We start from the raw sequence: 14,925 nt of genomic DNA, 5'->3' as shown, positions 1-14,925 counted from the left end.
TGATTTTTATTTTAAAAACTTGATTAATGGTAAAGCGGTCACTGCTGCAGCAATTGGTGCAGCGGGGATCTTGTTCAGGTCAATAAAACCGTGAATCAGCATGGCTCCAGACGCGGGACCATAAGTTACATCAGTGTCATTAAAAAGGACACCCTCAGCCGTTGCCGTGTTATCTGCCTTAGCTTTTTTTGACGGATCGGCAAGCACCCCGCCACCGAGGATAGTACCTGCAGGGATGATTTTCTTTCCATCAGCGTTGGTCGTGATACCAGCATCATCCAAAGTTACTGCTACATTTACATAGTGATCCGGAAACTTTAAAATTGATTTTTTATTTCCGAAGCTTGTCTGTACAAATTTACTCATAAGGTTTTATCCTCCTCAATTTTGAAATTAATTAAAATAAGATTGTCGCGCTTTTTCCAGCCCTTCATTTTTCTTCGAATATGCCTCAGCGACTTTTTTCCCGTAGTTATCTCCGGTTATGCCACCGGTACCTAGTTTAGGAAGTGTACCTTTTAGGCGTTCGTTTACCCCTGCTTCTATGGCTTCACGGAATGCTTTTTCGAATGTATCAACATTTGATTTTGTTTTTTCCGCATCGTCAGCAAGCAAAAAGTCTGCCAAGGTTATAGGTAGCTTCTTCTCGTTCAAGATGTTAATCGTTTCGAGTTTGAGTTCCTTTACGGCGATGGCTTTCTCCCTTGCTTCAATCTCATTTTTCGATTTTTCGAGAAGCGCTTTTTCCTTATCCGCCGCACTAAGTCCTGCAAGCTTTTGCGCTTCAGCTTTTTCAAGTTCTAACTTAGCCTTAAATTCAGCCTCCCATTTTTCCTGGGCCGTTTTTAAAGCACCTGTAACCCTCTTATCGCCTTCGCTTTGCAAAAGTTTTTGAAGCTCTTCTGCTGTTTTTGGAAGCTCAATCGCAGGAGGAGCCGGCGGTACTGGTGGCGCTGGTGGTTCAGGAGGCGGAGCTCCTGGTGTCTCGGAAAATAGCTGAAGGTCTAAAGGTAATAACAAACTTTTATAAAATGGTTGATTCATTGTGATTTTCCTCCTTTTTGCCCCTCACAGTTCAAGCCTGTGAGTTGCATCTTAATATTCTTGTATTATTTTTTTCTACCTAAAAGTGAAAGAATCACTACTGTTGAGCAGATGATTAAGGTAACTAGAACACTGTTTGACATGTTTTCCACTCGCTTTCTACAAATATAAAAAGCCACCAATTTAGGCAGCTTTAACATATTTTTTATGCCAATCCTTATAATTCATATCAGCAGGGATTAACTCATTTTTACCTGTTACCGGGTTTCTTGCCCGACGTTGAATGTTGCTTCGTGTTTCAGTACCAAAATAAGCAACCGTTGTTGAACGGCAGTATGGATGCAACGGCGGCATACTTATTCCAGGTTTTGCATCTTTTACTGCAAACACCTTCAAATCGTTCTCTTGGCATTGCGGGGAGGTCCGATTATCTAAGGTAGCAATAAACTGATATTCCTCAATTTCTGCCTCCTCATAGCTTTCCATTTCTGCCGCATTAGCCATGTAAGTTGTTTCAGTACGTACCAAACGATTAGCAGCATGCTTCCCCATCATAGAGAGATCTTCGAGCTCGGCCACCATTTTCCTAATGTCAGCTCCACTCATAAAACCCGCGGTAATAACCTCATTCATTCTAACCGCAAGAACATCGGTATTGTCCCAAACTCTGTTACTAAATTGCTGGCCACTCCAAGGATTCTTCAATATTGTTTCGATTGTCCTGGTAGGCATGGAGCCAAAATCAAAACCTAATCCGATACCTTTCTGCAGATCAAACATTGTCCGGTAGTATGCCTCATTGATAGTTTTGATATATCCAGCAGTACTGACAGTGATCTCAGCATCTGCAATTAATCTTGATTGCAGGAATACACTTTCCTTTAAAGCCTCGAGGCGAGTAATTCGTGCCCGGTAGGCAGGAGCGTTTACTCGGTTAAGGATCCAATGGCGCACCTTTTCATTCTGCACTTTTGGAAGAACCATCTTGGCTAAACTAAGAAATGGATTAGGGATCCTTTGGTTAAGAACCTTCTTCGCTGTAATAGGATCTATATGACCATTGGTTCCATAGGTGGAGAAAATCTTTTCGATTTCCGACTGGATGTCTTTAATCGCTTTATCGTACGACTTAGTAATAGTTTGGACTGTAACATCTGCGCTACGGTGATAGGTGGCCATACGCTGGTCCGCGCGTTTGGCCCAATAACTATTAGACCGCTGCTGCATGATCTGTCACATCCGTAGTCATCGGCATACTAAATGCTTCTTGTTGACGTTTGAGTCGTTCTGTCTCCAAATCTATCACCTTTTTAATTTCTTCCGCCACGTCGTTAACGAATGAAAGTTGTGAAATCAGCGTTTCAAGACTAACCTTTCCATCCAAGAGGGAAATAATATTTGCTGTTTCTAAATCATTGGCAGGAAGGTTTCGCGTCATGGTGATTTTCACATCCGACACATCCACATCTTTAGCCTTAATCCTTAAAATATTGGCAAACAACTTTAGGCGCTCTCGTAACCCCTGGACAAAATATCGTTCTTTGTTTTTTGCTAGCTGCTCTAGACCAAGAAGTTTGTACTTCATTGCCACTCCAGAAGCATTCGAAGCGAAGTTTTCATCGGTCAGCATAGGGACCAATGCGAATTGGTGAATGTCATCTCTTAAAGCTTTCCGTAACACTTCTACTTCCGTTTCGTTAAGTTGCTTAGTTAACCAATCGGCGTCCGCATCAGCGGTCGGCATTTCGAGCACCTTGAATTTCTTAAGGAGTTTTATAGTTTGAGAAGCTTCGTTTTCATCATCACCAAGGCTCATACCTTTAATTTTTAATATTGCATCGACGAGCTGCTCTTTATCGTTCACGCGGTCCGATTGGAGCACATTGTAAGCATCAATCAAACTGATTTGCTGTTCAAAGTCGCCCTGCTGCTCCTCATTATTCCAGTATTCGACAATCGGGACATCACCGAAATAATGGTCCTTTAAATCCACCATTTCAAATTCGTTTAAATTCTTTCCCTCATACATAACGATAAGGTCCTTAGTGTAAACATTCACTTTCCATCCGACTACATTGTTGTCAATATCCTTTTTCTCATAGTAATGAACTCCGAACATGGATTTATATTCGACCGTATCGTCTACGACTAAGAATATCTGACGTGGATCTATAACTGTAGCTTTAGGTATCGGCACATCATCACTGGTCATAAAGTAAAGTTCTAAACCGCGGCCGAAGATTGATAAATCTTTGGCTAATTCGGCATCGTGTGACACAATATCGATGACATCATACGTATTTTTTAGGTCCTCAATCTTTTCTCCCTCGTATTTAACGGGGTTTCCTGTAACATAACCCACGGCAATATCAGTAATATATTTGGCATGATTGGCAACCAGCTTGTTATTGGGTAAGTCTGCAGCACTACCTAGATTCCTTTTCAAAATCTCATGTTCACCTAGATAATAGTCTTCAAGTTTTTTAAGACGAGGAATGCCTTTTTTATGTTCATTTATACAACTAACGATAAGTTTAATTGGAATATCGTTTATATCCCCTAGTAAATCTCGATCTCGAATAATAGCCATTTCATCACCTCAATCCTAATGAAGATTTCTTACCGACTTTTGCTTTAATTTGACCAAAGAGTATCGTATTGACGAAATAACGGTCAGCATCCAGCTGGTGGTCATTCTGCTTAACAGGCTTATCCTCGCCACGGGCAGCTGCTTTTTCATCCCAGATGTAAGAGGAAAATTCTCTAAATGTTTCTTTGCAGCATTCGTTATACTTGATTAAGCCATCGATTAGCGCAGTAGCAAGATTGCGTATACCATCAAGGACTTCATTTTTAGCCTTTATTACTATGAACTGGTTCTTTTTTAGCAAAGCAATAAATGAAGCGGCGGACGGATCCACGATAATCCCTCTAAGATTGTTAGCTCCCTCTAAAAATTCCTGTAAATCTTCAAGATACTCCTGATCTGTCTTTTGTTTTGACTTCTGCCGACCGTCATAGTGATATTCTTTGACTTTATACCATACACCATCAAAAAAGCCCCACAAGCCAAAGGTTGTCGGGTTCTGCGTGCCGTAGTCAATGCTGACATAGTGTTTAGTATATTTTCTATCCAAAACAGGAGCGGTATGCTTTTTTTGGTTGAACATATCGTAAATAACGCCTTCAGCCATGACCCATAAGCCAAGGATATAACGCTGAAAGAATATCCCTTTGTACATCCTCTTATAGCGGTCTTTTACTTGCTGGGATAGTGAAAGGTTATCATCCATCGTGAAATGGATATGCAGCATTTTCTTGTCTTTTAATTGGTCAAGATACTCAAGTTTGAACCAATGATAAGGACCGGCCGGGTTACAGTTGAACCAAAATTTTGCGCCATCGATGGAGCAACGCGCGGTAGCCTGGTTAACAAAAGATTGAGGCATTAACGCTACTTCATCGAAAAACATGCCAGCAAGTGTAATCCCTTGGATAAGATCCTGGGACGCTTCGTCTTTACCGCCAAAGATATAAAAGTAATTAGTTTTTCCTTTATAGGTTATGGTGAGGAAATTGTCTGCCCGGTGATCTTTGACCTTATATCCTCGTGATTTCAGCATCCGTTTTAATGGAGTGATAACATTTCTTCGGAAGGAACCAATCGTCTTTCCAGCCATTCCAAGGTTGACTTCGTTAAAGGTTTCCATGCCCCACATAACATAGGAGAGTGACATTACAACTGTTTTCCCTGCACGGACAGAACCATCACAAATGATTCCATCTTTTTCGGCTACAGGTGACCCTTTTCGCCACCAGGTAAGAACCTTCTTTTGCTTTAGAGAAAAAGGCTTAAATTTGAAAGGAGCTGGCTTTTTTTTCTTTGGCGCCTTGGAGATCAGTGACAGGTCAACTATCTTCTTCGCCGGTGCTGTCATCTGCCCACACCTCCGAAGTAACTGCGTTTAACGCATCTTCAAAACCATCATCCTCGTACTCTTCCTCTTCATTAGCACCAAACGCTTTATGATGAGCAATCTTAAGCTTCTCTTCCTCAATTTGCCGCTTGAACTTATCCGGGAACAAATCAAAGTAAAGTGAAAGCTTGTCCAATGCCTTCATGCGGTCCTCAAGCTTAATGGAAACACCATCTTTGCCCTGCTTGACCTCGGAAATGATTGTACCGTCAACTGTGCCGGATTCTTTGAAGTCCACATAATTTACCTCTTCCATAACTTGGTTTCCATCCTCATCAAGTACGGGTCCAGCCATACCAATAACCGGCACCCACTTTTGGCCAAACGTCAGGAAGTCTGTAATGTCAGAGAAAGCAATCTTGATGTACTTGTTGAGCACGTCCATAGCTTCGATGTAGAGCTCGCTGGTCATGATCTGCTTGATGCGTTTAATTTCAGCCGAAACCTTAGCATGTCTTAGCAAGCGACTTCCTTCAACATGAGCACTAACTGGCACATAGCCTGCATTAATAGCGCTTTGTGTCGCATTAAAGCTTTTAACATAATAAAGACAAAAAAGCCTTTGCTTCTCAGTAAGCTCGCTGTCTTCTAGAAAATTATCCAAGTTGATTTCTTCATCTGGATGTAGCTCAATTGGAGTTGCAACTTTCTTATTTGGGGTTGCAACCTTTTTTAGGGGTGCATCTTTTTTCTGCTTTTTGGTTGCATCCTTTTTCGTTGGATCCCGGGACCATCCTTCACGACTTTTTCTGCTTTTCAAAGTACCGATTTTTATATCATGTTTTTCTGCGAGAGCTGCTAATGTAATCTTTGATGTTTCAAAATCTTTTCTTATTTCATCCCAGTTCATCTACATCTCACCCACCTCCGATATTTGTGTTTAAGAAAAGAAAAAGCACCTCAAATGAGATGCTTCATTAAACTATATTACTCTATTTCATAGCCTTCTTCGTCTACCTCTATTATCTGGCAACTAAGCACGTTGGACAAATTTACTATGTCTCCTTTTGTGCCAAACCACCCATGGTCTCCCATTATTTCACTTGCAACAAAATTATAATTAACTGCTTTGTATTGATAAAAAAACTTTTGACTTCCATCAACTAGGTTAAATTGCACATTAAAGTAAGCCAATTTACACACCTCCTTTTAGAATAAAATTCGACAGATAGAAGGAATCCCCTTTTATATTGCCGAATATTGTAAGAAAGGAGGTGAGACTTATGGCCGAAAATATTAAGGTATCTCCAACACCTATTCAAAGAAATTCAGCAGATGTAGCTATGGAATTATTAAAAATTCACTTAGATAACGCAAGATTTGAAATAAAAGATATTGGGGAATTGTACAGTCAATACTATTCACTTGCAAAAACTTTAGAGTATAAATCGTATAGTGATTTAGAAGAATTTATTCCTAAAGAAATTGTTTCAAAAATAAAAATACAAAATAGATATTAAAACTTATCTCTCACTTATACACCATTTGTACAACATAAAGAGCCTTTTTCATAAAAATAGAAAAAGGCTCAAAATAGATGATACCTTTTACGCCTAAATGTATCGCTTGTCCAGTAAACTTACTAGAATCAACACAAAAATTCCGTGGACTTTTTCCGTAGCCCGAGAGGGCGAAACAGCGGGAATAACCTGCCGCTCCGTCCTGCCTCCAAGTTTAACATGCCGATTTTTCTCCGTGCAAAATCTTGGAAAAAGTCGTATTTGTGCCGATTTGCGCCTTTATGTCGGAACGAAGCTTGTCCACAGAATCACGGGATATTTCCAAGTGAATGGCGATTTCTTGCCTTGTCATCCCATCAAGCATGCAATCGTAAACAATTTTAAGGATTTCCCTATCCAAATAATCGCCTGCAGTTTCAATGGCAAATACTCTTCGCTGATATTCTTCAAGCCTCATGATCTGTTTCTGCTCACGGATATCCATATCCCTTAATTCCTCATAACTCTTACCTGAAGAACCTTTCGGTAATGTTGATTCAATTCCGTACTGTGCCACGCCCCAGGAAAGCATGGGGATGGATTTACCGTAAATAATTTTCTGCAGACGTTCAATTTCCCGTTTCATCATCCGGTAATCGCGAATAAGTTCTGCAATATTTATCATCATCATCGAATCACCTTCCGTACCATGAATTTAGGCTTGTTCAAAATGACCTGGCTTTTCTACCTAGTATCCCAAACGACTGGCCAACGCTCTTGAGGTCCACTATTTTCCATTTGCAATTCCTCAAACACCATGGCCGCTTCTTTTAATCTATCCCAAATTGTTTTCCACGCTTCAGCCAATCCCTTGAATGCTATAGTAGCCTTACGAATTACCTCCCGTGCCTCTTCAATGGAAACCCCATATTTTTCTGCCAAATCCATAGCAAGTTCATCAAGTTTATTTGTTTCCATTCGTGGTACCTCCAGTCTTTTTATCAACAACAAAGCCTTCATATCTCACGCAACGGACAAACAGGCATAGATTCTCATTATTAAGCCAAACGCAGTTTTTACAATGCCATTCCGGTCTTTTGATCTTCATAGAATTACCTCCGATTTAACTTGCTGGTAAGTTGTCTTTAATTTACAAAACAAAAAGGACACCAAACAACGCTAAATACGTCATTCAGTGTCCTCCAGATGGCTGGTAGGGTCTTTTATTTATCTTTTATGTCTTCTATACAAGTTTCAATTATTTCAAGGATTATTTTTATTCTAGTTTTTTCTTTAAAATAAACTTTAATAAACACTGCTAAAGCAATAATTCCTAATAATAAAATTGAAGCGTAATTCCAAGCAACAACATAATTCGGGTTTACAATTTTCTCTAAGTTCCCGACATTTTCCTTTGATATAGCAAATAAAAAACCTTTATTAATTCCCCATGCACTTATTGCAACTATAATTGTTCGTAATGTTTTAAAGAATAAGTCAAATGGTCCTTCATCAGCCAAAGTTTTAAAATACCCTTTTAATAAATATAGCTTTCTTTTATCTTTATTTGTGAAGAACATAATCTTATCAAAAACAGCTTCTAAGTTTGACATTACATCTTTATTTTTTTCATGTATAACAAGTCTTTTTATAAGTTTTTCTGATCCATCTAAAACATCTAACCATTCATATAGGTTATCTTGAGATCTAACCTTCCCTGACATCCTCACTATACCTAAGATCATATAATAATTGAAAGCAATATATAAAATCGCGATAATACAATAATTCCCATATGGTAAAAATCCCGATATACCGATTAGTACTATGAATAAAATAGCTGTTAACACGTACTGCTTTAATATTCTAAAAATCTTCTCCTTCATCAAACTTCACCCGTTTCACTTTGCCCTGATGCGTTACAATCTTAGTCTCTCCATGTTCAGGCAGCTCAGTAAGCCTAGCCTTCCCATCACACACGACAATGGCAAAACTTTTATTCACTTCCATATAATTCATTATATCAATTTCTAGTCTATTAGTAGTAGGATTAATTTCAATATTTTGTAGGCGCATAAGGACCCCTCCCATGATATAATTACTTTGGGTGGCCGGGAGAGATCCTGGCTTTTTTTATTTAATCGTCAATGTCTGCATAAATTGGTTTTTTAAATGTTAATTCATGTTTTTCTAATTCCTTTATCCGTTCTTCAGCTTCCAATAATTCTTTTCTTAACCGGCGATTTTCATTGATGGCATGTTTTCCTTTTTCGGCTTCCTCCTGCAGCTGCTGAATCATCGTGTCATCTTCAGCAATCGACTGGGACATCGAGATAAATTCTTTATCCACTTTTTCAATGTGGTCAACCAAGGCCTTAATTGTTTCTAAGAAACTCTTATTTTTGCAATCATGGCCAAGGATACTATTAACTTTTTCAAGTACTTCCTCATGTTCGACTACCATTTCAACTTCCCTTTCGTAATATCATCTTATTTTAGAGTATTAAATAATTGTTTTTTGACATGTTTTGTCGAAACTATTTTTAATATCATAAATTTCTCCTATAATTGTTTTTGTGTGTTTTTTAATGAAATTTACTAGGAGAAGTTACCTATTATGAATACAGTTTTGTTTGAATTATTACTATTAAAACAAATAGAATTAATGAAAAAGAAAATGGTTGAACTATCTAATAGCACAGGTATTAGTAGTTATGAAACATTAAAGTGTAGTCAAAAGTTGGATAACTTACTAAACCTCCATATGAGACATTTTTCTAAAAAAATTAATTAAGCAATGCTTCATGAAGTATAAGAATATAGTCGTGAGTCTCCTGGCTTTTTTACTGTTATTTTGCCTCTTTTTATTTCGCAATTTGAGTCTTTGACGTCAAAGGACTATTAGACTAATTAACCAAATAGTCATAAAGTTCGATTGTTTAGCCTATTTACAGCCTTTCGGACATTTTGTTGATTAAACCGGTAACTGCTTTTTTGTATTTTTCCTGTTCTTCAGGATTCTTAATATCAGAGAGGGCAGCTAGTAAGTCGCCAAATCCCTTTACAAGTGTTTCGAAACAGACAGTGAACTTAATTACTGATTTGTCTGGTTGCTGGCCAACTTGCTTTCGGAGATCCGCAAGTTCCTGCTCAATTTCTTCCGGTACCTTTTCAACAACGGTAACTGCCGGCACATCGATGGGCTTGTCTTTTAGCTGGCGCTCGAGCTCTTTAATCCTTTTTAAAGATTCAGAGTGCTCATTTTCCTTTTTCTTTAAAGCGGATTGGAGACTATCAACCTCTTGGTTATTGCCGGCAGCTACTGCAAATTCTAAATCGGATTTAAGCTTGTCCACTATTAAGGCATGGTCACTGGTCTGCGTTTCCAACTTATTAAATTCCTTGGTCAACTTTTCCCAGGCTGCCTTTTCCTTCTTGGCCAACGCTTCAGCATCTTTTAATTTTTTCTCGATTTCTTGCTTTTCCTTGATTACATGCTGCAATTCGCGGGTAGACATACTATCAATATCATTTTCTTTTACGAATGTCTCTCGTTCCTCTGCCGGCACTCCTAGGAGAGCTACTGCTTGTGTGTACGATAGATTTCCAAGCGCTTGGGATTTTGCTTCGCTGCCAAATAGGGAAAACTGATCTGCACCGTATTGGTCAAATATTTTCATGAGGTTGTTGGCAGTGCTTTTCGAGTAATCCACCGACTCTTCAAGCCATTTACCCCATTCGCCATGGGGGACTAATGTTTTTGCTTCAACCAACCGGCGGCCGATTTCAATGCTATTAACTAGCAGCATCTTCTTTGTCTGTTCCTTAATGCTATTAATCTCGGTTGCTATCATTATTGGAGTTCTTACGATTAACTCGCTCATACCGCAACACCCTGCCTTTCTGCTGTTTTAGCTTTTCTTTGTTTTGGTTTCTTTGTAAGTTTGGCCAACTTGAAGGCATCGATAAATGCTTTGACCTCTTTTGTAGGTAAGCAATTTTTACGGCCTCTTGTTTGGACAATAGAATTGTCTTTTATCTCCATGGTATAGAACGGCTTGTCCGGCTCATTAGCTTTGCGAATAACGAACAAATTTGTTTCTCCTTTTGCATACCGGTTAGCATAGGTACCGACACAGTGCTGCAATGCCTTGCCTTCTTCAATCAATTCCAAAGAGTCTGCAGCTGGCCGAATCATTAGGCCTGCGTATTCAAAGCAGAAGCTTGCTAATGACTTAAGGCGTCTTTGAATCTTCTTGTTTAATTCAGCATCTTCTTTAATTTTCACTTGCTTGATAGTATTTTGGTGAGCCTGGTGTAAATTCGATGGGAACAACACATTATCCTGAGTGAGATCCATTTCTAATCGAACGCAATCCTTAATATAGTCCCTCCACGTCTGCAGCACTTGGAATGTATGATAGTAAATCTTATTTTTAGGATCCTTGCTAAACTGCTTTTTGATATAATTGTTAGCCCTTCCCAAGGTGGAATATCTAAGGACAATTTGTAGATCCTCGAATTGTGATCCATAGTCAATAATGATTTCATATATCTCAGCAAATGAAAGGTTTGAACGATCCTTCTTGGATATTTGAAAAAGTCTTAATGCTAATGGTCCAATCGATTTATTATTCTCCCTTAATTCTCGTAGATTTTGTTTAGATAGCCGTAAAACCTTTTGAAGTGTTTTACCGTTCCAATTAATGGCGCCATATGTTTTATGGCCATACAACTTAGCATCTACCATGTCCTTCATGCCCATTTTCGTTAGATATTCAATACAAGGGTATTTAGAAAACAAATCGAAAAACTGAACCATATCACCAGAAAGATAGCTTTCCCATGTACTATACTGAAACTGGGTATCTTTAACCGCTTCTTTTATGCTCTCATACGAGCAGTAACAAGGCTTATTAGCCATTGAAGTATTTAGTTCCGAGCGCACGTTCTTTTTGTTATTCCATCCGCTGACATAAGCCATCCCTTCCATGTGAGAAAAGTAAACATGCGGACGGTGAAGCATTTTGCTTTTGCCTGGCTCAAATACATAAAGCGCCTTCGTTTGAATCATAGTATCTATCGAACGAAAATCAAATCTGTAATCTCTTATTGCATAAATCCCTCTGGCAATAATTGCTTCAGGATTTATTACCGATTTTTCATAATAGACAAAGTAGACTTCATCTACCATGTATTTACGGCTAATCCCGCTTGCCTGGACTTTGCATTGTGACTGACATTCAGGACAGATAACCTGACTCTTGTGTTTCAAATTTGATGTTTCAAATTCGTTTTGGCAGTGTGTACAATGTCCATATTGTTTGCTCCCGTTTTTCCAAGTGAAAATATAACGACTTGATTTAAAAGGCTCTGCAATAGCGTAATCCACTATGGATTTACTTAATTCAGTCGTGAAGTGTGAAAATATCTCCTCTTGTTCAGTTGTATTTTTCATTTCCAGATGCCCCCTCACAGAAAGTCATCCAGTTTGACATCGAAGTCTGTTGCCGGAACACTTGGCATTGAAACCGGTGGAGCGACAGGTACATCAAACGCTAAAGGCTTAGCTGTAATTCCGAAATACTTGAGGACCACTTCAAAACCCTCAGCTGGCGTAAGCACGGCCATATTACCGACCTTTTTCTTAGAGGCAACCTTGCGCATTTCCTCGAGGCTTTTCATAATTGTTTTATCTTTAGCCAGGATCTGATCGGCAGCATCCGGATACTTTTCTATTTGGCCCAACATAAACTCTCCGACAACTTGAACATAAGAATTCTTTTCCTTATCCATTTCAGCTTTAATTTTTTCGATAGCTTTTTGCATCATAATCCTCCTTATTTATCCAAACCATTTCCTAAATTCAGCAAGTTCTTTTCTAAGAAGACGATTTTCCTCTTGTAACTCTCCAGTTTTTTTATATTTTTGATGACACTGTCCAACGTGAATGAATTTTTCATAGCGCTGATAGGATAATTCACTCCACTCGTCCTCAAACACTAGCTCCTTACACACTGGGCATTCACCCATGATGCAACCACTAGCCATTTTAAAACTTCACAGAAACATCTATTTCCACTGGAACTTCTTGAGTAAGAACTACGTCCCTAATACCTTTTTCATAAAGATTTTTAATGATTTCCCTTGCTTCATCCAAGCTGGACACTTTAGAGCAGTTATATCCACCAAATACCATATTGCGAAATAATACTAAATACATTAGTTTTCCCTCCTAAAAATCAAACAACGATAATTGTTCATAATTTGCTATAAGCGGTTCACTTTCAATTAAAAACTGTTCACTTTCATCGAATTCGATAACGAAATCGGTGGTTTCAGTAACATTTTCTACAAAATCCACTGTCAGAAAATCCGTGAACCAGTGAAGAGGAAAGCTGCCCCTATGCACTTTTAAACTGCCATCTTGATAGAATCTCCCGTGTGTTTCTCTCGGCCGAACAAAGTATTCTTTCAGTTCAATAGATTTGTAACCCTGTTTTCTCCAAATGAGATTAGCCTTGTAGACCTTCTCTGGATCTAAACTAAACGACCTTACTTCTGGCTCCTCGGGCCACAATTCTTTTTCAATAATCTGAAAGTATTTTGCTTGAAAGCACCCTTTATGAGCGTTCCAATTTGGAAACTTCGAGACATAAAAATGCTGGGTACCGTTGGGGAAAAGATAATAGCTTGTCCCTTTTTGCAGGACTGCTGAATGGCCCGGGTCAATACAAACTCCCTCTTGCATTACCCCACCTTCTCCCAGCCACGCTTAAGCCTGCAGGATATCTCTTTCTTGCGAAGTGGTTCATACACCATTACTAACTTTCCTTGTTCTTTTCGGGAGAGGATAACCCACTGCAGCTGCCTTTTTCTTCGCACTTGGCTTCACCTTCTTCTTTGGTTTCTTTTTCAACTTTTTGAGTTTATCTAACTCGACCCAGCCGTGCGTTTCGTCTAAGGTGACTACTTTTAAAGTGTGTTCGTAACGGGCTTCGAACATTTTTTTCTTTAGCCTAAATACAGGAGTTTCAACGCCCTTTACGTCAATAATTTCGACGCTGCCATCGAGGTTATGAATCTCAAAATCTGCTACATACTCTGTTTTGCGAACCGTTTTTCCGTTCTTTTTGTAAGACTCCAACAGAAGGAAACGGGGCTGAAGCTTAAAATCCTTTATCTGTTTTGCTTGTTTAAGCCATTGCAACTGGCCATAATATTTTGATTCCGCAATGCTATCGAATTTATGGCCATCGACGATGACCTGTTTATTTCCGTACTTATTTGCCGCCATCCCGTTCCTTCAGCTCCATTTTCAGTTGATCATTATCGGCATTATCCTTTAAGTTTTCCAGCTTGCGGGCACATACTGGACCAATGCCCTTGGCGACACTTTTAGGACTCTTTAGCGGGCGGTTGCATATTGGACAGTTCATTTGAGCAAATCACCATCCTCAAATATGTTGCCGATGACTTCAAGTTCGTGCATTTCATTCCATAACAGGACTGCCGCCGTCCCAAATCCACCAACATCCTTCATACATTTTTACTTCTCGAATAAAAGTTCTGAGTTCTCCGAAAGCAAATATTTCTCGTTTAGAAATATCCCCTCCGTAAATCTCCTTGCCGTTCTTGTCCTTAAGACCAGTGTATTGCCCTAACGTCCTATGTTCTATCGGAACCATGTCCCATAAGCTGTTATACATGTACCATGTACCTCTAATATGGAAAGGCTGTCTATATATCCAGTTTTTTGAGCGCAACACTTTTGCCCGAAATTTAATTTCACTGCCCATCAATATTCTCCTTTCGGCTTTGTAAAACGGTCTGAAATTTTATCCTCACGGGCTAAGTGAAAAAGAGCGATAAATACTTCGTCAGGATCCCTAGCCTTAAAATGCTTAGATATGCTCATAACAGAAGTTCCTGATTCCCACATATTCGCCATTTCATCAAGTTCAGGTTCATCCCATACAAAATCTAAATCTTCACAAGCGATAACCCGTTTCTTTCTTGCTTTGACTGTTAAATCTCTAGGCATTAAAACCACTTACCGTTTTCATTTTCTACGTCCACCCACAGAATAGATGCGATTACCCATTCTTCTTTGAGCTCCTCATATCCTAGGGCTTCAATCGGTTGACCGGCACGAGATGTAGTCACATTCATGGACCTTAATTCTTCCAACACAATTTCCCTTTTGACTTCTAACGGAGCTTTCTGACTGATTTTCTTCCGGTTTTTGACAGCTTCTAGTAAGATTCCCATACTGTTCACTCCCATTTCCGTTTATTAGATTGCGATTGTTGCAGCATGATTTCCGTACATTCGGCAATAGATCTGCGGCACACCATTTTGGTTAACTACCGTAGCTTGATCATAATTGCTGTAGAAATCTCCAGGTGTGTGAAAACGATTAAGAGACACCTGTTCATCCTCCTGCGAGTAACAAACCGTTTTTG

General features: G+C 39.2%; 26 protein-coding genes. 2 read left to right on the top strand and 24 right to left on the bottom strand.

Annotated features, from left to right (window positions below; translation table 11 throughout):
* Positions 1-6: 6 nt before the first annotated feature.
* From ACFVSW_RS20165 to ACFVSW_RS20135, 7 genes are all read right to left on the bottom strand, one after another.
* Positions 7-366: a hypothetical protein gene (locus tag ACFVSW_RS20165; RefSeq protein WP_387318402.1), complete on the bottom strand. Its 360-nt coding sequence runs from the start codon at positions 364-366 to the stop codon at positions 7-9.
* Between the two features lie 27 nt (positions 367-393).
* Positions 394-1,044: a DUF4355 domain-containing protein gene (locus ACFVSW_RS20160; RefSeq protein ID WP_387318401.1), complete on the bottom strand. Its 651-nt coding sequence runs from the start codon at positions 1,042-1,044 to the stop codon at positions 394-396.
* A gap of 183 nt (positions 1,045-1,227) precedes the next feature.
* A complete protein-coding gene (locus ACFVSW_RS20155) occupies positions 1,228-2,271 on the bottom strand; it encodes a minor capsid protein (protein WP_387318400.1) in 1,044 nt (347 codons plus the stop codon).
* A complete protein-coding gene (locus ACFVSW_RS20150; protein ID WP_387318399.1) occupies positions 2,255-3,634 on the bottom strand; it encodes a phage portal protein in 1,380 nt (459 codons plus the stop codon). The genes ACFVSW_RS20155 and ACFVSW_RS20150 overlap by 17 nt, the downstream gene beginning before the upstream one ends.
* 4 nt (positions 3,635-3,638) lie before the next feature.
* Complete coding sequence (locus ACFVSW_RS20145) at positions 3,639-4,982, bottom strand: PBSX family phage terminase large subunit (RefSeq protein WP_387318398.1); 1,344 nt, start codon at positions 4,980-4,982, stop codon at positions 3,639-3,641.
* The gene (locus ACFVSW_RS20140; protein ID WP_387318397.1) at positions 4,954-5,871 is read right to left on the bottom strand and encodes a terminase small subunit; all 918 of its coding nucleotides are present in this window, start codon (positions 5,869-5,871) and stop codon (positions 4,954-4,956) included. The genes ACFVSW_RS20145 and ACFVSW_RS20140 overlap by 29 nt, the downstream gene beginning before the upstream one ends.
* Before the next feature lie 77 nt (positions 5,872-5,948).
* On the bottom strand, positions 5,949-6,155 hold the full coding sequence (locus tag ACFVSW_RS20135) for a hypothetical protein (protein ID WP_387318396.1): 207 nt from the start codon (positions 6,153-6,155) through the stop codon (positions 5,949-5,951).
* A gap of 89 nt (positions 6,156-6,244) precedes the next feature.
* Between ACFVSW_RS20135 and ACFVSW_RS20130 the strand changes: the two genes are divergently transcribed.
* Positions 6,245-6,481 carry a hypothetical protein gene (locus ACFVSW_RS20130; RefSeq protein WP_387318395.1) on the top strand — a complete coding sequence of 79 codons (237 nt, stop codon included), beginning with the start codon at positions 6,245-6,247 and terminating at the stop codon, positions 6,479-6,481.
* A gap of 214 nt (positions 6,482-6,695) precedes the next feature.
* Here the strand turns inward: ACFVSW_RS20130 and ACFVSW_RS20125 are convergent, their stop codons facing one another.
* The 5 genes from ACFVSW_RS20125 to ACFVSW_RS20105 all read right to left on the bottom strand — a co-directional run bounded on the left by ACFVSW_RS20125 (position 6,696) and on the right by ACFVSW_RS20105 (position 8,924).
* Entirely contained in the window at positions 6,696-7,151 is a 456-nt protein-coding gene (locus ACFVSW_RS20125; RefSeq protein WP_387318394.1) for a sigma-70 family RNA polymerase sigma factor, read from the bottom strand.
* A gap of 53 nt (positions 7,152-7,204) precedes the next feature.
* Complete coding sequence (locus tag ACFVSW_RS20120) at positions 7,205-7,438, bottom strand: hypothetical protein (RefSeq protein ID WP_387318393.1); 234 nt, start codon at positions 7,436-7,438, stop codon at positions 7,205-7,207.
* A gap of 245 nt (positions 7,439-7,683) precedes the next feature.
* The gene (locus tag ACFVSW_RS20115) at positions 7,684-8,346 is read right to left on the bottom strand and encodes a hypothetical protein (RefSeq protein ID WP_387318392.1); all 663 of its coding nucleotides are present in this window, start codon (positions 8,344-8,346) and stop codon (positions 7,684-7,686) included.
* On the bottom strand, positions 8,327-8,536 hold the full coding sequence (locus ACFVSW_RS20110) for an XtrA/YqaO family protein (protein WP_387318391.1): 210 nt from the start codon (positions 8,534-8,536) through the stop codon (positions 8,327-8,329). The genes ACFVSW_RS20115 and ACFVSW_RS20110 overlap by 20 nt, the downstream gene beginning before the upstream one ends.
* A 61-nt stretch (positions 8,537-8,597) precedes the next feature.
* Positions 8,598-8,924, bottom strand: a complete 327-nt coding sequence (locus tag ACFVSW_RS20105) for a hypothetical protein (RefSeq protein ID WP_387318390.1) — start codon at positions 8,922-8,924, stop codon at positions 8,598-8,600.
* 153 nt (positions 8,925-9,077) lie between these two features.
* Here ACFVSW_RS20105 and ACFVSW_RS20100 point away from each other — a divergent pair, with 153 nt between their 5' ends.
* A complete protein-coding gene (locus ACFVSW_RS20100; protein WP_387318389.1) occupies positions 9,078-9,254 on the top strand; it encodes an aspartyl-phosphate phosphatase Spo0E family protein in 177 nt (58 codons plus the stop codon).
* A 154-nt stretch (positions 9,255-9,408) separates the two neighbouring features.
* Here the strand turns inward: ACFVSW_RS20100 and ACFVSW_RS20095 are convergent, their stop codons facing one another.
* Genes ACFVSW_RS20095 through ACFVSW_RS20040 form a run of 12 tightly spaced genes read right to left on the bottom strand, consistent with a single transcriptional unit; the run spans position 9,409 to position 14,890 of the window.
* Positions 9,409-10,344 (bottom strand): DUF3102 domain-containing protein, encoded by a 936-nt coding sequence (locus ACFVSW_RS20095; RefSeq protein WP_387318388.1) that lies wholly within the window; start codon positions 10,342-10,344, stop codon positions 9,409-9,411.
* On the bottom strand, positions 10,341-11,918 hold the full coding sequence (locus tag ACFVSW_RS20090; RefSeq protein ID WP_387318387.1) for a PcfJ domain-containing protein: 1,578 nt from the start codon (positions 11,916-11,918) through the stop codon (positions 10,341-10,343). Before ACFVSW_RS20090 ends, ACFVSW_RS20095 begins: the two co-directional genes overlap by 4 nt.
* Before the next feature lie 14 nt (positions 11,919-11,932).
* Positions 11,933-12,289: a hypothetical protein gene (locus ACFVSW_RS20085; RefSeq protein ID WP_387318386.1), complete on the bottom strand. Its 357-nt coding sequence runs from the start codon at positions 12,287-12,289 to the stop codon at positions 11,933-11,935.
* Positions 12,290-12,304: 15 nt separating this feature from the next.
* Positions 12,305-12,478 carry a hypothetical protein gene (locus ACFVSW_RS20080; RefSeq protein ID WP_387318385.1) on the bottom strand — a complete coding sequence of 58 codons (174 nt, stop codon included), beginning with the start codon at positions 12,476-12,478 and terminating at the stop codon, positions 12,305-12,307.
* A 34-nt stretch (positions 12,479-12,512) separates the two neighbouring features.
* Positions 12,513-12,683, bottom strand: a complete 171-nt coding sequence (locus ACFVSW_RS20075; RefSeq protein WP_387318384.1) for a hypothetical protein — start codon at positions 12,681-12,683, stop codon at positions 12,513-12,515.
* A gap of 12 nt (positions 12,684-12,695) precedes the next feature.
* A complete protein-coding gene (locus ACFVSW_RS20070; protein ID WP_387318383.1) occupies positions 12,696-13,211 on the bottom strand; it encodes a hypothetical protein in 516 nt (171 codons plus the stop codon).
* A gap of 60 nt (positions 13,212-13,271) precedes the next feature.
* Positions 13,272-13,757, bottom strand: a complete 486-nt coding sequence (locus ACFVSW_RS20065) for a DUF1064 domain-containing protein (protein ID WP_387318382.1) — start codon at positions 13,755-13,757, stop codon at positions 13,272-13,274.
* On the bottom strand, positions 13,744-13,899 hold the full coding sequence (locus ACFVSW_RS20060) for a DUF6011 domain-containing protein (protein WP_387318381.1): 156 nt from the start codon (positions 13,897-13,899) through the stop codon (positions 13,744-13,746). The genes ACFVSW_RS20065 and ACFVSW_RS20060 overlap by 14 nt, the downstream gene beginning before the upstream one ends.
* A 54-nt stretch (positions 13,900-13,953) precedes the next feature.
* Positions 13,954-14,259, bottom strand: coding sequence for a YopX family protein (locus ACFVSW_RS20055; RefSeq protein WP_387318380.1), 306 nt, complete (start codon positions 14,257-14,259; stop codon positions 13,954-13,956).
* The gene (locus ACFVSW_RS20050; protein WP_387318379.1) at positions 14,259-14,504 is read right to left on the bottom strand and encodes a hypothetical protein; all 246 of its coding nucleotides are present in this window, start codon (positions 14,502-14,504) and stop codon (positions 14,259-14,261) included. The genes ACFVSW_RS20055 and ACFVSW_RS20050 overlap by 1 nt, the downstream gene beginning before the upstream one ends.
* Complete coding sequence (locus ACFVSW_RS20045; RefSeq protein WP_387318378.1) at positions 14,504-14,731, bottom strand: hypothetical protein; 228 nt, start codon at positions 14,729-14,731, stop codon at positions 14,504-14,506. Before ACFVSW_RS20045 ends, ACFVSW_RS20050 begins: the two co-directional genes overlap by 1 nt.
* A 24-nt stretch (positions 14,732-14,755) precedes the next feature.
* Positions 14,756-14,890, bottom strand: coding sequence for a hypothetical protein (locus ACFVSW_RS20040; protein WP_387318377.1), 135 nt, complete (start codon positions 14,888-14,890; stop codon positions 14,756-14,758).
* Between the last annotated feature and the right edge of the window lie 35 nt (positions 14,891-14,925).

It is taken from the genome of Neobacillus sp. NPDC058068, from assembly GCF_042885335.1.
Taxonomy (GTDB): Bacteria; Bacillota; Bacilli; order Bacillales; family Cytobacillaceae; genus Neobacillus.
The sequence above is the reverse complement of the archived record's forward strand: the minus strand, read 5'-3'. Positions and strand labels throughout refer to the sequence as shown.

Coding starts and splice junctions, on each gene's coding strand:
- ACFVSW_RS20070 (WP_387318383.1), bottom strand. CDS start 13,211: ATGCAAGAGGGAGTTTGTATTGACCCGGGCCATTCAGCAGTCCTGCAA.
- ACFVSW_RS20150 (WP_387318399.1), bottom strand. CDS start 3,634: ATGGCTATTATTCGAGATCGAGATTTACTAGGGGATATAAACGATATT.
- ACFVSW_RS20050 (WP_387318379.1), bottom strand. CDS start 14,504: ATGCCTAGAGATTTAACAGTCAAAGCAAGAAAGAAACGGGTTATCGCT.
- ACFVSW_RS20085 (WP_387318386.1), bottom strand. CDS start 12,289: ATGCAAAAAGCTATCGAAAAAATTAAAGCTGAAATGGATAAGGAAAAG.
- ACFVSW_RS20065 (WP_387318382.1), bottom strand. CDS start 13,757: ATGGCGGCAAATAAGTACGGAAATAAACAGGTCATCGTCGATGGCCAT.
- ACFVSW_RS20105 (WP_387318390.1), bottom strand. CDS start 8,924: ATGGTAGTCGAACATGAGGAAGTACTTGAAAAAGTTAATAGTATCCTT.
- ACFVSW_RS20100 (WP_387318389.1), top strand. CDS start 9,078: ATGAATACAGTTTTGTTTGAATTATTACTATTAAAACAAATAGAATTA.
- ACFVSW_RS20115 (WP_387318392.1), bottom strand. CDS start 8,346: ATGAAGGAGAAGATTTTTAGAATATTAAAGCAGTACGTGTTAACAGCT.
- ACFVSW_RS20130 (WP_387318395.1), top strand. CDS start 6,245: ATGGCCGAAAATATTAAGGTATCTCCAACACCTATTCAAAGAAATTCA.
- ACFVSW_RS20145 (WP_387318398.1), bottom strand. CDS start 4,982: ATGACAGCACCGGCGAAGAAGATAGTTGACCTGTCACTGATCTCCAAG.
- ACFVSW_RS20095 (WP_387318388.1), bottom strand. CDS start 10,344: ATGAGCGAGTTAATCGTAAGAACTCCAATAATGATAGCAACCGAGATT.
- ACFVSW_RS20090 (WP_387318387.1), bottom strand. CDS start 11,918: ATGAAAAATACAACTGAACAAGAGGAGATATTTTCACACTTCACGACT.
- ACFVSW_RS20140 (WP_387318397.1), bottom strand. CDS start 5,871: ATGAACTGGGATGAAATAAGAAAAGATTTTGAAACATCAAAGATTACA.
- ACFVSW_RS20155 (WP_387318400.1), bottom strand. CDS start 2,271: ATGCAGCAGCGGTCTAATAGTTATTGGGCCAAACGCGCGGACCAGCGT.
- ACFVSW_RS20160 (WP_387318401.1), bottom strand. CDS start 1,044: ATGAATCAACCATTTTATAAAAGTTTGTTATTACCTTTAGACCTTCAG.
- ACFVSW_RS20060 (WP_387318381.1), bottom strand. CDS start 13,899: ATGAACTGTCCAATATGCAACCGCCCGCTAAAGAGTCCTAAAAGTGTC.
- ACFVSW_RS20075 (WP_387318384.1), bottom strand. CDS start 12,683: ATGTATTTAGTATTATTTCGCAATATGGTATTTGGTGGATATAACTGC.
- ACFVSW_RS20125 (WP_387318394.1), bottom strand. CDS start 7,151: ATGATGATGATAAATATTGCAGAACTTATTCGCGATTACCGGATGATG.
- ACFVSW_RS20045 (WP_387318378.1), bottom strand. CDS start 14,731: ATGGGAATCTTACTAGAAGCTGTCAAAAACCGGAAGAAAATCAGTCAG.
- ACFVSW_RS20165 (WP_387318402.1), bottom strand. CDS start 366: ATGAGTAAATTTGTACAGACAAGCTTCGGAAATAAAAAATCAATTTTA.
- ACFVSW_RS20120 (WP_387318393.1), bottom strand. CDS start 7,438: ATGGAAACAAATAAACTTGATGAACTTGCTATGGATTTGGCAGAAAAA.
- ACFVSW_RS20110 (WP_387318391.1), bottom strand. CDS start 8,536: ATGCGCCTACAAAATATTGAAATTAATCCTACTACTAATAGACTAGAA.
- ACFVSW_RS20055 (WP_387318380.1), bottom strand. CDS start 14,259: ATGGGCAGTGAAATTAAATTTCGGGCAAAAGTGTTGCGCTCAAAAAAC.